14 protein-coding genes are annotated in these 14,110 nt (G+C 62.9%); 9 read left to right on the forward strand and 5 right to left on the reverse strand.

Annotation, left to right across the window (positions count from 1 at the left end; all coding sequences use genetic code 11):
• Positions 1-101 precede the first annotated feature (101 nt).
• On the reverse strand, positions 102-704 hold the full coding sequence (locus ACFO0G_RS09335; RefSeq protein WP_286397131.1) for a DUF3043 domain-containing protein: 603 nt from the start codon (positions 702-704) through the stop codon (positions 102-104).
• A gap of 92 nt (positions 705-796) precedes the next feature.
• On the opposite strand from ACFO0G_RS09335, the gene ACFO0G_RS09340 reads away from it, so the two are divergent.
• The 5 genes from ACFO0G_RS09340 (at position 797) to ACFO0G_RS09360 (ending at position 6,018) form a co-directional block, all read left to right on the forward strand.
• On the forward strand, positions 797-2,251 hold the full coding sequence (locus tag ACFO0G_RS09340) for a dipeptidase (protein WP_286397129.1): 1,455 nt from the start codon (positions 797-799) through the stop codon (positions 2,249-2,251).
• 184 nt (positions 2,252-2,435) lie between these two features.
• Positions 2,436-2,822 carry a HesB/IscA family protein gene (locus ACFO0G_RS09345; protein WP_236798415.1) on the forward strand — a complete coding sequence of 129 codons (387 nt, stop codon included), beginning with the start codon at positions 2,436-2,438 and terminating at the stop codon, positions 2,820-2,822.
• 187 nt (positions 2,823-3,009) lie between these two features.
• Complete coding sequence (gene ctaC / locus ACFO0G_RS09350; RefSeq protein ID WP_286397125.1) at positions 3,010-3,882, forward strand: aa3-type cytochrome oxidase subunit II; 873 nt, start codon at positions 3,010-3,012, stop codon at positions 3,880-3,882.
• Positions 3,883-3,892: 10 nt separating this feature from the next.
• The gene (gene ctaD, locus ACFO0G_RS09355; protein WP_142133792.1) at positions 3,893-5,620 is read left to right on the forward strand and encodes an aa3-type cytochrome oxidase subunit I; all 1,728 of its coding nucleotides are present in this window, start codon (positions 3,893-3,895) and stop codon (positions 5,618-5,620) included.
• The gene (locus ACFO0G_RS09360; protein WP_142133793.1) at positions 5,617-6,018 is read left to right on the forward strand and encodes a cytochrome c oxidase subunit 4; all 402 of its coding nucleotides are present in this window, start codon (positions 5,617-5,619) and stop codon (positions 6,016-6,018) included. The genes ctaD and ACFO0G_RS09360 overlap by 4 nt, the downstream gene beginning before the upstream one ends.
• Positions 6,019-6,093: 75 nt before the next feature.
• Here the strand turns inward: ACFO0G_RS09360 and ACFO0G_RS09365 are convergent, their stop codons facing one another.
• Entirely contained in the window at positions 6,094-6,387 is a 294-nt protein-coding gene (locus ACFO0G_RS09365) for an HPr family phosphocarrier protein (RefSeq protein WP_376977187.1), read from the reverse strand.
• Positions 6,388-6,552: 165 nt separating this feature from the next.
• On the opposite strand from ACFO0G_RS09365, the gene ACFO0G_RS09370 reads away from it, so the two are divergent.
• The 4 genes from ACFO0G_RS09370 (at position 6,553) to ACFO0G_RS09385 (ending at position 10,230) form a co-directional block, all read left to right on the forward strand.
• Entirely contained in the window at positions 6,553-7,323 is a 771-nt protein-coding gene (locus ACFO0G_RS09370; protein ID WP_376977189.1) for a GntR family transcriptional regulator, read from the forward strand.
• A 302-nt stretch (positions 7,324-7,625) separates the two neighbouring features.
• Complete coding sequence (locus tag ACFO0G_RS09375; protein ID WP_376977191.1) at positions 7,626-7,952, forward strand: helix-turn-helix domain-containing protein; 327 nt, start codon at positions 7,626-7,628, stop codon at positions 7,950-7,952.
• A gap of 38 nt (positions 7,953-7,990) precedes the next feature.
• A complete protein-coding gene (locus tag ACFO0G_RS09380; RefSeq protein ID WP_376977193.1) occupies positions 7,991-8,803 on the forward strand; it encodes an IS3 family transposase in 813 nt (270 codons plus the stop codon).
• Positions 8,804-9,759: 956 nt separating this feature from the next.
• On the forward strand, positions 9,760-10,230 hold the full coding sequence (locus ACFO0G_RS09385) for a hypothetical protein (protein ID WP_376977195.1): 471 nt from the start codon (positions 9,760-9,762) through the stop codon (positions 10,228-10,230).
• 190 nt (positions 10,231-10,420) lie between these two features.
• Here the strand turns inward: ACFO0G_RS09385 and qcrB are convergent, their stop codons facing one another.
• The 3 genes from qcrB to qcrC form a co-directional block, all read right to left on the reverse strand.
• Positions 10,421-12,091 (reverse strand): cytochrome bc1 complex cytochrome b subunit, encoded by a 1,671-nt coding sequence (gene qcrB, locus ACFO0G_RS09390; RefSeq protein ID WP_142133796.1) that lies wholly within the window; start codon positions 12,089-12,091, stop codon positions 10,421-10,423.
• Positions 12,069-13,139 carry a cytochrome bc1 complex Rieske iron-sulfur subunit gene (gene qcrA / locus ACFO0G_RS09395; protein WP_142133797.1) on the reverse strand — a complete coding sequence of 357 codons (1,071 nt, stop codon included), beginning with the start codon at positions 13,137-13,139 and terminating at the stop codon, positions 12,069-12,071. The genes qcrB and qcrA overlap by 23 nt, the downstream gene beginning before the upstream one ends.
• Before the next feature lie 98 nt (positions 13,140-13,237).
• Positions 13,238-14,026 carry a cytochrome bc1 complex diheme cytochrome c subunit gene (gene qcrC, locus ACFO0G_RS09400; RefSeq protein ID WP_376977198.1) on the reverse strand — a complete coding sequence of 263 codons (789 nt, stop codon included), beginning with the start codon at positions 14,024-14,026 and terminating at the stop codon, positions 13,238-13,240.
• Positions 14,027-14,110: the final 84 nt, after the last annotated feature.

The following is a 14,110-nucleotide window of genomic DNA, read 5'->3' on the forward strand; positions in this document are numbered from 1 at the left end:
TCGGGCGCCCAGGCAAACCTGCACCCAAAAGAAACGGGCACTTAAAAAGGAAACCCGGCGGTCATTCCGCCGGGTTTCCTGTGCTTAATGTCGGTGCCTGCTCAGGCGGGGTACTGTCCGCGCTGAACCTGGGGCTTGGGCAGCCGCAGTTTCCGGAACTGCAGGGACCGCATGGAGCCGTACCAGACGGTTCCGCGCTCCACCTCGCCGAACTTCTCCGCAAGGCGCGTGCGGAGCTTGCGGGAAAGGATAAAAACGTCCACGAAGACAGCCAGGAACATCACCCAGAATGCGCCCAGGACGTAGATCATCATGTCGCTCGAGGCCGGGACCACCAGGGACACCAGCACGAAGACCAGGGCGCCGAACATCAGGTACTCGCCAAGGTTGAAGCGCGCGTCCACGAAGTCACGGGCAAACCGCTTCTGCGGGCCTTTGTCCCGGAGCGGCAGGAACTTTTCGTCACCGGTGTCCAGGGCCCGGCGCATTTTGAGCCGCTGGTCCTGCACGGCCTGGCGTTCGGCGGCCTTGGACGCCTTGCGGTCCTCGGGGACCAGCGGGCGTTTGCGGGCAGCCTCCTGGGCCTTCCGGGTGGGGGTAGGGGCGCCCTTGCCCACCGCACTGTTCTGCCGCGCCGCCGCTTCCGCCGCCTGCTGGTCTATTGTTTGCTGCGCCGAGGGCGCTTCTTTTCTACGTCCGAACACCTGACCAGAATACCTTGCAGCAGCACGGCCGCTGCCTGCTGCCATGTCTGCCCTGGCCGGGAGCGGAATGTGACGAGGGTAATGTTTTGGCCATGACCTCATCATCCGCGGCCACCCCGCACAGCACCACAGACGTCCCAGGATCCAGCCCCGTGGGCAACGCCAGGACGGACGATCTTCGTTCTGCCGTAGACGGCTCCTTCGACCGGACGCTGGAACGGCTCAAGGAGCTCGTCGCCATTCCCGGAATCGCATGGCCGAGTTTCGAGCGCACGCCGCTCGAACGCAGCGCCGAGGCCGTCGCGGAACTCCTCCGGGGCGCCGGCCTTGGCGGAGTGAAGGTGCTGTCGGTGAACAAGGCAGACGGCACACCCGGTGGGCCGGCCGTCGTCGCCCGCCGTCCGGCCGCGGAAGGAAAGCCGACGGTCCTCCTGTACGCGCACCATGACGTCCAGCCGGTGGGCGACGAGTCGCTGTGGGAAACCGAGCCGTTCAATGCCATCGAGAAGGACGGCCGCCTGTTCGGCCGGGGCGCCGCTGATGACAAAGCCGGCATCATGACACATGTTGCCGCCTACGCGGCTGTCTCCGAGGTCCTGGCCGGCGCTTTGGGTCTGGGCGTGACCTTCTTCATCGAGGGGGAGGAGGAAGCAGGCTCACCCACCTTCCGCGCGTTCCTGGAAGCCAATCGCGAACTGCTGCGGGCCGACGTTATCGTGGTCGCCGACTCCAGCAACTGGAAAGTCGGCGTACCTGCCCTGACCACCAGCCTGCGGGGCCTGGTGGACGGCACCATTGAGGTGCAGGTCCTGGAACACGCGGTGCACTCCGGCATGTACGGGGGCCCGGTCCTGGATGCGCCCACGCTGCTGTCGCGCCTGATCGCCACGCTTCACGATGCAGACGGGAATGTGGCCATCGAGGGCCTGGTGGCCACCGACACTGCGGCAGTGGAGATGCCGGAGTCAGACTACCGGGCCGACGCGTCCGTGCTCGACGGCGTCCGCCTGGCCGGGTCGGGGAGCATCGCCTCACGGCTGTGGACCAAGCCCGCACTGTCGATCATCGGCTTCGACGCGCCCGCGGTGGATGTAGCCTCCAACACCCTCCTTCCGCGTGCGCGGGCCAAGTTCAGCCTGCGCCTGGCCCCCGGGCAGGATCCGGCCGAAGCCATGGAAGCAGTTCGCAGGCACGTTGAGGCCAACGCGCCATTCGGCGCAAAGGTTGTCTTCACCCCGGGGGAAGCCGGCAACCCGTTCCGGACAGACACCTCCTCCGCAGCTGCCTCCGTGGCCATGTGGGCTCTGGGGGAGGCATGGGGCGTTCCTGCCGTGGAAACCGGCATCGGCGGTTCCATTCCCTTCATCGCGGACCTCACGGATCTGTATCCGGCAGCGCAGATCCTGGTTACGGGCGTGGAAGACCCCGATTCGAGGGCGCACAGTGCCAACGAGTCCCTGCATATCGGCGACTTCCGCAACGCCATTCTTGCCGAGGCCCTCATGCTGGCGCGGCTGGACAGTGAAGGCCTCCCCGCCACCGCATGAGGGCGCTGTGCCGGGCAGCGGAGCGGGCAAGCTCCCAGGGAACAAGCGGGCCGCTTTGACGGTTACGACAGGAGTTAGAGCTACAGGACTGCCGCGCGTAGCATGTAGCTATAGCCCATACCGTAACCGTAGGGGCAGGCGCCGTTCCGGCGACGCCGCCAGACCGTCCTAAGAAGGTAGGCCAATGAGCACCGCAACCAACGAAAACAGCACCGCCACCACCGTGGCAAGCGACGAACTGCCCGTTCACGAGGTCAACCTGACCGACGTCGCTGCAGGCAAGGTACGCAGCCTCCTCGAGCAGGAAGGCCGCACGGACCTGCGGCTGCGCGTAGCCGTGCAGCCCGGCGGTTGCTCAGGGCTGATCTACCAGCTCTACTTCGACGAACGGCTCCTTGATGGTGACGCCGTGCGCGACTTTGACGGAGTCGAGGTCGTCGTCGACAAGATGAGCGTGCCGTACCTGAGCGGCGCCAGCATCGACTTCGAAGACACCATCTCGAAGCAGGGTTTCACCATCGACAACCCGAACGCCGGAGGCTCCTGCGCCTGCGGCGATTCATTCCACTAAGCCGGTTGTTTCGCCTGATGTCCGCGCCGGGTTCCCTGCCGTCCAAAACGGCACGGGGGCTCGGCGCGGACATGTGGGCGAAACGCCCGGCGGAGCGGTAAGCTCTACACCGAGTAGTAAAACTTTTTTGTGCCCGGAGCGCCTTTCTGGCTGCCCGGACAACAGCAACAAGTAGGAAGGGCCGTCTGTGAGTTCGCAGAACCGAACCGGCAGCCGACGCAAAACGATCACCACGATCTCAAGCTTGGCAATTGCCGGCGCGTTGGTTTTGACCGGATGTTCGCCAGAGGTAGAGAAAGGGTGGATGCCCACTGAACGTGGCACCACCAGCAACACCGACCGCATCATGGACCTCTGGGTCAACTCATGGATTGCTGCGCTCGTGGTGGGCACCATTACGTGGGGCCTCATCATCTGGTGCCTGGTTGCCTACCGCCGCCGCAAGGGAACCGTAGGCTTCCCCCGGCAGACCAGCTTCAACCTCCCCCTCGAGGTCTTCTACCTGACCATCCCGATCTTCATGGTCCTGGTGTTCTTCTACTTCACCGACCGTGACCAGCAGGCCATCGATGACCGCTCCCAGCCGGCTGACGTCGTAGTGGACGTCCGCGGCAAGCAGTGGGCATGGGACTTCAACTACAAGTCCGGCAACGTCATCCAGGAAGACCTCCACGAGGCCGGCGTCCAGGCGCACCTCACGGGCAACACCATCGACAAGGAACAGCTTCCCACCCTGTACCTGCCGGTCAACAAGTCCGTTGACCTTGAGCTCAACTCGCGCGATGTCATCCACTCCTTCTGGGTTCCCGCCTTCCTGCAGAAGCGCGACATGATCCCGGGCAAGACCAACTACATCCGGTTCACCCCCACTAAAGAGGGCACCTACGACGGTAAGTGTGCCGAACTCTGCGGCGAGTACCACTCCGAAATGCTGTTCCGCGTAAAGGTGGTGTCGGAATCTGAATTCCAGGCCCACATGGACCAGCTCAAGGCTGACGGCAATACCGGCCTGCTCGGCGTGGAGTACGACCGCAACCCGAACCTGAACGAAACCAAGTAAGGGGAGCGACGTGGCTACGTACACCCAGTCCGCACCTGCGGGAGTCCTGCCGGCTCCCGTGGTACCCAAATCCAAGGGGCGCATCGTCGTCAACTGGATCACCTCCACCGACCACAAGACCATCGGGTACATGTACCTGATCTCGTCCTTCGTGTTCTTCTGCCTCGGCGGAGTCATGGCGCTGCTGATCCGCGCCGAGCTGTTCGAGCCCGGCATGCAGATCCTGCAGACCAAAGAGCAGTACAACCAGCTGTTCACCATGCACGGCACAGTCATGCTGCTGATGTTCGCCACCCCGCTGTTCGCCGGATTCGCCAACGTCATCATGCCGCTGCAGATCGGCGCCCCTGACGTTGCCTTCCCGCGCCTGAACGCCTTGGCGTTCTGGTTCTTCCTGTTCGGCTCCACCATCGCAGTGTCCGGCTTCATCACCCCGCAGGGTGCTGCGTCCTTCGGCTGGTTCGCCTACGCGCCGCTGTCCAACACCACGTTCACCCCCGGCATCGGCGGTGACCTGTGGGTCTTCGGCCTGGCGCTGTCCGGCTTCGGCACCATCCTTGGCGCCGTCAACTTCATCACCACCATCATCTGCATGCGTGCCCCGGGCATGACCATGTGGCGGATGCCCATCTTCACCTGGAACACCCTGATCACCGCCATCCTGGTGCTCATGGCCTTCCCGCCGCTGGCCGCCGCACTGTTCGCCCTGGGCGCGGACCGCAAGTTCGGTGCGCACATCTTTGACCCCGAGAACGGTGGGGCTGTCCTGTGGCAGCACCTGTTCTGGTTCTTCGGCCACCCCGAGGTGTACATCATCGCGCTGCCGTTCTTCGGCATCGTCTCGGAGATCTTCCCGGTCTTCAGCCGCAAGCCGATCTTCGGCTACAAGGGCCTGGTCTACGCCACGATCGCCATCGCCGCCCTGTCGGTGACGGTGTGGGCGCACCATATGTACGTCACGGGCGCCGTCCTGCTCCCGTTCTTCTCGTTCATGACCATGCTCATCGCGGTGCCCACGGGCGTGAAGTTCTTCAACTGGATCGGCACCATGTGGCGCGGCTCGCTGACGTTCGAGACGCCCATGCTGTGGAGCATCGGCTTCATGATCACGTTCCTCTTCGGCGGCCTGACCGGCATCATCCTGGCGTCCCCGCCGCTGGACTTCCACGTCTCGGACTCCTACTTCGTGGTGGCGCACTTCCACTACGTGGTGTTCGGCACGGTGGTGTTCGCCATGTTCGCCGGGTTCTACTTCTGGTGGCCCAAGTGGACCGGCAAGATGCTCAACGAGCGCCTGGGCAAGATCCACTTCTGGCTCCTGTTCCTCGGCTTCCACGGCACCTTCCTGATCCAGCACTGGCTGGGCGTCGAGGGCATGCCCCGCCGCTACGCCGACTACCTCGTTGAGGACAACTTCACGTGGATGAACCAGTTCTCAACCATTGCATCGTTCGTGCTGGGTGCATCCCTGATCCCGTTCTTCTGGAACGTCTACATCACCTGGCGCAGTGCTGAAAAGGTCCAGGTTGATGATCCGTGGGGCTTTGGTGCTTCGCTGGAGTGGGCCACGTCCTGCCCGCCGCCGCGCCACAACTTCACGTCCCTGCCCCGGATCCGTTCGGAGCGTCCCGCCCTGGACCTGCACCACCCGGAACTCCGCCAGGTCCACACCGTTGAGTCGCCGGCTCCTGCAGCAGGGGTGCTCGGCAACGCCGACCAGAAGGACACCGCACAGTGAAAATTGAATCCTGGATCTTTGGCTCCGGAGTTTTCTTCTTCCTGCCCATCTCGATCATCTATGGCTTCCTGACCAGCTGGGGCGAGTGGGTCGGCATCCTGGGCATCCTCCTCGTCGGCGGCCTCGCTGGCATGATCGGCGCCTACCTCGGCTTTACCGGCCGCCGCGTAGGCCTGCGCCCCGAGGACCGCAGCGATGCTGAAATCCATGAAGGCGCCGGCGAACAGGGGCACTTCAGCCCCTGGAGCTGGTGGCCCCTGGTTCTGGGCATCGCCTGCGCCACCGGTTTCGCGGGCCTGGCACTTGGCCCCTGGATCATCGCGATCGCTGGCGGCATCGCCGTCGTGGCCCTCGTAGGCTGGGTCTACGAATACAGCCGCGGAGACCACGCGCACTAAACAAGCAACGGAATAACGACTTCGGGCCCCACCTTTCGGTGGGGCCCGACGTCGTTATCCATGTCCTAAAGCGCCTCAGGCGCTTCCCTGGGACTCCAACAGCGACCGCAGCTCCCGCAGGGCTTCCTCGGCTTTCTGCCGGCTCAGATCGCTGTCCAGCATAGTCTCGCTGACCGCGAGTTCAACCTCGCAGCCCTGCGGAAAGTCAGCAGTCATCACCTGAAGCAGGGACCGCGCATCCACCTCGCCGGCGCCCGCCTTGCTGATAGTGACCGGCAGCCCAGTGTCGGTCACCGCACGGACGAATACCGCGGCGGAACGTGCATGCAGGCCCACAGGCGCAGCCACCACGGCCTTCTGTATTGGCAAAGCGACTCCTACGTCAAACGACGGCCCCATCCGTCTGTCGGCAAAATTTCCTGACCAAATATATCCGGCGCCCGGCGCGGTGCGCGACCGGGAGAGCAAAGTGGTACAGCAGGTGGTCTAGCCCGTCCTAAAATTGACTGCAAACCCAACGGCAGGAGACAGAACATGGCAGCTGGCGCCACGGCGATAGCGGGGGAGATTGACCGCACCAGCGGAACCGCCATCTACATTCAACTTCGCGAGATCCTGCGAACCTATATCGCGCAGTCCTGCCCGCCGGGCTCGGCACTTCCATCCGAACGCGACCTTGCCGAACGCTTTGGACTGGCGCGGATGACCGTACGCCAGGCCATTGACGCCCTGGTGGGGGAGGAGGTCATCGAGCGTGTGGTCGGCCTGGGCACATTCGTCCGCCGGCCGAAACTGGACCTGCAGGTGAAGCTCACGTCCTATAGCGAAGAGATGCAGCGGCGCGGCATGGTTCCGGCGGCCAAGGTGCTGAGTTTCGAGCAGATTGGCGCCAGCGCCTTCCTTGCACGCGAGCTGCAGCTTGATGAAGGCACTCCGCTGGTCCGGTTCCGCCGGCTCCTCCTGGCTGACGGGGAGCCCATGAGCGTGGACGAGAACTTCATCCCGGCGCACCGGGTCCCCGGCCTGCTCGACGGCGAGCCGCCGACCTCGCTGTATAACGTCCTCAGCGAGCAGTTTGGCCTGGTCATGGAGTGGGGGGAGGACATGATCGAGGCCACGGCAGCGTCGCCCTCCACGGCCAGGCTGCTGAACGTTGAGGTGGGGGCGCCCCTGTTGAAGATCCAGCGCCATGCGTTCGTGGCACGGGCCATGGTGGACTACTCGGTCTCGTACTACCGGGCGGACCGCTACAAGCTCTGGGTGCCTCTCCAGCGCCCCGGGGCACGGAGGGCGCGCAACCACTAGGTACGCCCGGATTTGGGGCTGGTGAATCCGGCTGGCGCCACTGCAGCGGCGTGTTAAACAGGAAAGGCCCGATCCATAATGTGAACTGCTCCCCGAAAGTTGGACTGAGAAATCAGTTCTGGCTTTCGGGGAGCAGTTTTATGCATGGAAGAAGTTCGTTGTCCGAGGAGCAGCGCGAGGCCGCGGTAGCGTTGTTTGAAACGGGTTGGGGTGCTTGGGCGGTAGCGACCCGACTCGGAGTAGGTAGAGGTGCCATCAAACGGTTGTATGGTCGATGGCGGATACGCGGAGGTACGACGCTGGTGGCGAAGCCAACCAGACCGGTGTTCTCGTTTGAGTTCAAACTTGATGCTGTGCAGCGATACCGCGCGGGTCAGCCCAAAGTTGCCCTGGCGAAGGAGCTTGGACTCTCCTCTCCACTGATGCTCGAGAAGTGGGCGCGTCAGTACCGGACCGAAGGCGAGGACGGGCTGCGCCCCAAGCCGAAAGGCCGGCCGAAGACGAAGCCCGGGACAGCAAGGAACCCTGAGTCTGAGGTAGAAAGACTGCGCCGTGAGAACGAGCGCCTGCGCGCAGAGGTGGCGTTCCTGGGAAAAGTGCAGGCCTTGAGGGACGAGGAACAGCGCTAAAGGTCCGCGCCGTCATCGCTCTCAAGGCCGAGCACCGGTTGGAAGTTCTCCTGAGCGTGGCCGGGCTACCCCGGTCCACGTTCTTCTACCACCAGGCCCGACTTAATGGCCCCGATCCGCGGGCCTCCCTGAAGGCAGCTGTCACTGAGATTTTCACGAAGAACCACGCCCGCTACGGGCACCGCCGGATCCATATCGAACTGCTCAAGCAAGGGTGGACGGTCGCCAAGAAGACCGTGCTGAAGCTGATGCGTTCCCTGCGGCTGGTCTGCAAGGTCCGAAGCAGGAAGCGGTACAACTCCTACCAGGGCGAGCAGGGCATCGTGGCCCCGAACCTGCTGAAACGCGAGTTCGAAGCGGATGCCCCAAACCAGAAGTGGGTGACCGATGTGACCGAGTTCAGCGTGGGTGACCGGAAGCTCTACCTCTCACCGATCATGGACCTCTTTGACCGGCAGATCATCTCCTACGCGATTGGCGCCTCGCCCAATCTGGAGCTGGCCAACGCCTCGTTGCGCGACGCCCTGGCCACACTGGAGGACGGGCAAAAAACACTCGTGCACTCCGACCAGGGATTCCAGTATCAGCACAACTCCTGGCGCACGCTCCTGAAGAACGCCGGCGCCGTGCAATCGATGTCCCGCAAAGCCAACTGCTACGACAACGCCGTCATGGAGAACTTCTTCGGCCACCTCAAGGAAGAGCTCTTTCACCGAGTCCGGTTCCTCACCACCGACGCACTGGCATCAGCGCTGGACGACTACATCCGCTGGTACAACACCGAAAGAATTTCCACCAAGCTCAAGGGCTTGAGCCCGGTACAGTACCGGGCTCAGATGCTTGCGGCATAGGACCCTCTTACCCAACCTGTCATCGGCACGCGTCGCCGCGTCGCGTCTCCGACCTCGCAGCAGCCGGCAAATTGATAGCAGTTTATTCTCTTCCGTGGTGTTCTTGTAGCAGTTCAATAGCTCGACGGGGGAAGCTATGCGGTCACTTCAGGTCACGGCAGCAGCGGCGCTGGTTGTTCTAGTAGCAGTCAACGGCTGCACGAACACGCAGCCAGCCACCGCCCCAGATACGTCCATTCCACGGCTGCAGCTTGCCCCTAATTTGACCTGTGAAGATGCATGGGAAGGCAGTGCTCCTCCCGCACCCGAAGCTCCCGCTGCCGAAGGCGTTTCATCGCTTTCCTGGGCGGGTAGCCCTGCAAACTATTCCTGGCCCGTCCGCGACGAAATGAACGGGTACCCCTACACGGGCAACGGAGGCAAGCAATACGGGGCATGGAAGACGCCGATAACTGTGGCAGCGGGATCTGGGGAACGGACCATCACTATCGACGCCCCGTCAGACGCTTCCCTCATTGTCGCCTCCGCATCAGAGTGGGAAACCAGCGAAGCAATCCGCCACGGAGACCCCGACTTACCCAGTTCTTACACGGTCACCTCGTGTGAGGATCGACCTGCCCAGTTCCCGGGGATGACGTTGGTCCAGGGGCCAGCCTGTGTAGTTATCAGAGTGACGGAGAAAGCGACCGCCAAATCCTCCACCGTTTCAGTGCCCATGTATGGAGGCACTTGCCCATAACCTGGTCGTCCGCGGGAGCCATGCCCGCACCGGACTCCCTCACCGGGATAGCTGCGGCCGAAAGGAACTGTTCCGGGCGGCAGAAGCCCACTGCTTCTGTTGGAGGCCTCTTGCCCCGGTCTGTGAGTCTTGACAGCCGCGGGCCATCAGGCATCATCGGTGGTGTGCCGCTGAACGAAATAGGGGCCGCGCTGATGACAGAACTAGGAGCTAAACAATGGGGACGATGATCGGCGCAGTGCACTCTATGGGGGGCGAGCCGCCTCGGCTCGAACGGGTGCTACTGCCCGTGCGGCATGAGTTCGAGGTGACGGTCCCGGACGGCACAGTGGTCCGAGGCTATGTGACCAGCTACGAGGTATGGGATTCGTTTGTGCGGGTGAACGTGACTTTCATTGATCGGCCGCTGCGGAGCGGGCACGACGACGCGCTCGTTCTACGGCTCTCCGACGGCACGTTCGCGAAGATGGTTCACGGGAATGGCGGCGGGAGCGACCGCTTCAGCGTCATGGCAAGCGCGTTCGCCCGCCCGCTCGTCGCCCAGACTGCGACGCTCGGGCTCGGACGGGACCTGCGGAGACGCCCCACGCCTCGCATTGTCCAGAACCCGGGCGGCGCGATGTTGCCTGCCCGGGATCCGAACGAGGAGATGGTTTTCACACAGATCATGGATCTCCCGCTCCCGTAGCGGATCCTTAATCGAACACTCACTTCAGCGGCCATAGAACTGCCAGCAACGAAGAGGTCCCCGTCCCAAATGGGACGGGGACCTCTTCGAAAAACCGATCGCTGGCCGCTAAAGTGGAACTCGCACATTTACGAGTCCAACTTTTGGGTACCAGTTCAATGGATCGGGCCTTTCCTGTGTGCGTCAGGAGCTAGTGTGTCAGGCTCTTGCTTCCCTCTGCGGCTTCAACAGCTTCGTGGCCGTGGCCATGGGCCGCCTCCAGCTCAGCAGGCGTTGCAGGGGCAACGCGGTCTTCGAAGAACCAGCGCGAGAGGAACGCACGGCGCTTTTCCTTGCTGGTGACTACGCCGTGTTCGTTGGGAATGGCCGGAATAACCTGGGGCGATTCGAAACCAACCAGCTTGTAGCGCTTGTACTCATCCAGCGGGGCGTGGACCTCGATGAACTCACCGTGCGGGAGCCGGACGATGCGGCCCGTCTCCCGGCCGTGGAGGGCGATCTCGCGGTCCTTGCGCTGCAGTGCGAGTGCGACGCGCTTGGCGACGATGAAGCCGATGATGGGGCCGATGAAGAACAGTGCGCGGAGCCAGTAGGTGACATCGTTCAGCGACACGTGGAAGTGGGTGGCGATGAGGTCGGAACCTGCAGCCGCCCACATGACGCAGTACCAGATGAAACCTGCTACGCCGATGGCCGTACGGGTCGGGGCGTTGCGCGGACGGTCCAGTACGTGGTGTTCACGGTCGTCCTTGGTGATCCACCGTTCGATCCACGGGTAGGTGAACATCACCGTAAACAGGATGCCGGCCGGCACCAGGGCGGGCAGGAGAACGTTGAACGTGAACACGTGGCCGAACCAGACCTGTTCGACGTGCCAGCCGTACGGGTTACCCGGCATCAGGCGGAGGGCGCCGTCAACGAAGCCGATGTACCAGTCAGGCTGGGTACCTGCCGACACCGGTGAGGGGTCGTAGGGGCCGTAGTTCCAGATCGGGTTGATGGTGAAGAACGCCGCCATCAGGGCGATCACACCGAAGACGATGAAGAAGAATCCACCGGCCTTGGCTGCGTACACAGGGCCGAGCGGGTAGCCGACAACGTTGTTGTCGTTGCGGCCCGGGCCGGGGTACTGCGTGTGCTTGTGGACGACGACCATGAACAGGTGCAGGACGATCATCAGCAGGATCAGCGCCGGCACCAGCAGGATGTGCAGCATGTACAGGCGGCTGATGATGGCCGTTCCCGGGAACTCCCCGCCGAACAGGAAGAACGAGATGTAGGTTCCGATAACCGGGATCGACTTGATAACACCGTCGATGATTCGCAGGCCGTTACCGGACAGCAGGTCATCGGGGAGGGAGTAGCCAGTGAATCCAGCCGCCATGGCCAGGATCAGCAGGACACTGCCCACAACCCAGTTCATTTCACGCGGGCGCCGGAATGCGCCGGTGAAGAAGACCCTGAGCATGTGGACCGCGATGGACGCCACGAACAGCAGGGCGGCCCAGTGGTGAACCTGGCGCATGAAGAGGCCGCCACGGATGTCGAAGGAGATGTTCAGCGACGAGCTGTACGCCACCGACATTTCCACTCCCTTGAGGGGAACGTAGCCGCCGTCATAGTGCGTTTCCGCCATGGACGGATCGAAAAAGAACGTCAGGAAGGTGCCCGACAGCAACAGGATGACGAAGGAGTACAGGGCCACTTCGCCGAACATGAATGACCAGTGGTCGGGGAAGACCTTACGGCCGAATTCGCGGAGGATTCCGGAGCCGCCGACACGCGAATCAACAAAGTCGGTAAACCGGCCTGTCTTGGTTTTGGCGACGAAGGCGGGTTCAGCTGTTGATGTTGCGCTCATGCTCATCACGCTCCCAGTAACTTGGTCCTACGGGTTCATGGAAGTCGCTGGTAGCGACGAGGTACCCCTCGTCATCAACTGCGATGGGCAGCTGGGGGAGAGGACGGCTGGCGGGGCCGAAGATCACCTTGCACTCCTGCGTGAGGTCAAAGGTGGACTGGTGGCACGGGCACAGCAGGTGGTGCGTCTGCTGCTCGTACAGAGCAACGGGGCAACCAACGTGGGTGCAGATCTTTGAGTAGGCAACGATGCCGTTGTAACCCCAGTTTTCGCGGCCCTTGGAAGGGTTCAGGGAAGCAGGATCGAGGCGCATGAGGAGCACAACGGCTTTTGCCTTCTCGTTGAGCTTGCCCTCCTGCAACTCGTTCAGACCCTCGGGGATCACGTGGAAAGCGGAACCGATGGTAACGTCCGCGGCTTTGATGGGAGTTCCATCGGGGTCGCGGGTGAGGCGCTTCAGCTTTCCGTCCTGGGGTGCCCACATGGTGTGGGCGAGCTTGTCGTCAGGCCGGGGTCCCAGGTCACCGAAGATGGCGACAGCGGGAAGCGGAGCCAGCGCAACGGCACCCAGGAGGGTGTTGCGGATCAGCGGACGGCGCTTGATGCCGGTCTCTTCCACGATGTCGTCAACGATGCGGACCGCAGCCTGGCGGTCTTCCTCGTAACGGATCGCATGGCGTTCCTCGGAGACCTCGTGATCGGGCATAAGGGCCTTGGCCCAGTGCACGATGCCGGTACCGATACCCAGCATGGCGAAGGCAGTGCCTACGCCGAGCAGGGCATTCTGGAGCCGGATAGTGGCAATGCTGGAATCGTTGCCCAGATCGATGGCGAAGTACGCCACCAGGAAGATCAGGGTTCCAACAACAGAAATGCCAAACAGTAAGGCGACCTGCCGTTCTGCCCGCTTTGCGGCCTTCGGGTCCGTGTCAGCCAGGCGCAAACGATGCGGGGGAATTCCAGGATCCTGGAACCTCTCCACCTCATTCTGACCAGCCGTAGCTACGGTGCCCGAGTGGTTCGGACTGCCGTCACTATGGTTGCCCATAATTCGCCTCATCCTTCTCTCGTCCCGGCTGTTGCCGGGTTAGTTTCTAATATCAAGCTGCTGACTGGGCAGCAGAAGTTTGTTCTTCCTGCCGAACGTCAGGACGTCCTGGAGGTCAGCCAAATGGTGAAGGCGATGATGACGCCGAGGCCGGCAACCCAGACGAACAGGCCTTCGGCGACCGGGCCGAGGGAGCCCAGGTTCGCACCGCCCGGCGAGCCGGTGGTCTCGATCTGCTTCAGGAAGGTGATGATGTCCTTCTTGCCTTCGGGCGTGATGTTGGCGTCGTTGAACACCGGCATGTTCTGCGGGCCCGTGGCCATGGCCTCGTAGATGTGCTTGCCGCTGACATCCGCCAGGGCGGGAGCAAACTTACCCTGGGTCAGGGCACCGCCCGCGGCGGCAGCGTTGTGGCACATGGCACAGTTGGTACGGAAGAGCTCGCCACCGGCGGCTGCATCGCCGCCACCGTTTGTCAGGTCCTCCGAAGGAATTGCCGGGCCGGCTCCCAGGGAAGCAACATAGGCTGAAAGCTGGTGGATCTGCTGGTCGTTGAACTGGACCGGCTTCTTCATGGCCTGGGGGCCGTTCATCTGCATGGGCATGCGGCCGGTACCGACCTGGAAGTCAACAGCTGCGGCACCGACACCCACCAGCGAGGGGCCGTCCTTGGATCCACTGGCACCCATGCCGTGGCAGGTGGCGCAGTTGGCGGCGAAGAGCTTGCCGCCTTCCTCCGTGTCGCTTGCGCTTGCGGTGGTGGTGCTCGCCTTGGCCTCATTCATCGAGGTCGCTACGGCGTACAGCCCACCCGTAATCAGGAGCCCCATCAGGAGCAGCGCGATTGCTGCAAGTGGGTGACGCCGCTTTTGGGAGAGTGCCTTCACGTGGTGGTTCCTTTATTCGATCCTGCGCCGGCTCCGGGAGCCGCTACCTGAAATTCTGCCTCTTGTAGAAAAAGAATCAAAGCT

It is taken from the genome of Arthrobacter sedimenti, from assembly GCF_042652025.1.
GTDB classification, from domain to species: Bacteria; Actinomycetota; Actinomycetes; order Actinomycetales; family Micrococcaceae; genus Arthrobacter; species Arthrobacter sedimenti.

Coding starts and splice junctions, on each gene's coding strand:
- ACFO0G_RS09345 (WP_236798415.1), top strand. CDS start 2,436: ATGAGCACCGCAACCAACGAAAACAGCACCGCCACCACCGTGGCAAGC.
- ACFO0G_RS09370 (WP_376977189.1), top strand. CDS start 6,553: ATGGCAGCTGGCGCCACGGCGATAGCGGGGGAGATTGACCGCACCAGC.
- ACFO0G_RS09385 (WP_376977195.1), top strand. CDS start 9,760: ATGGGGACGATGATCGGCGCAGTGCACTCTATGGGGGGCGAGCCGCCT.
- qcrB (WP_142133796.1), bottom strand. CDS start 12,091: ATGAGCGCAACATCAACAGCTGAACCCGCCTTCGTCGCCAAAACCAAG.
- qcrA (WP_142133797.1), bottom strand. CDS start 13,139: ATGGGCAACCATAGTGACGGCAGTCCGAACCACTCGGGCACCGTAGCT.
- ACFO0G_RS09340 (WP_286397129.1), top strand. CDS start 797: ATGACCTCATCATCCGCGGCCACCCCGCACAGCACCACAGACGTCCCA.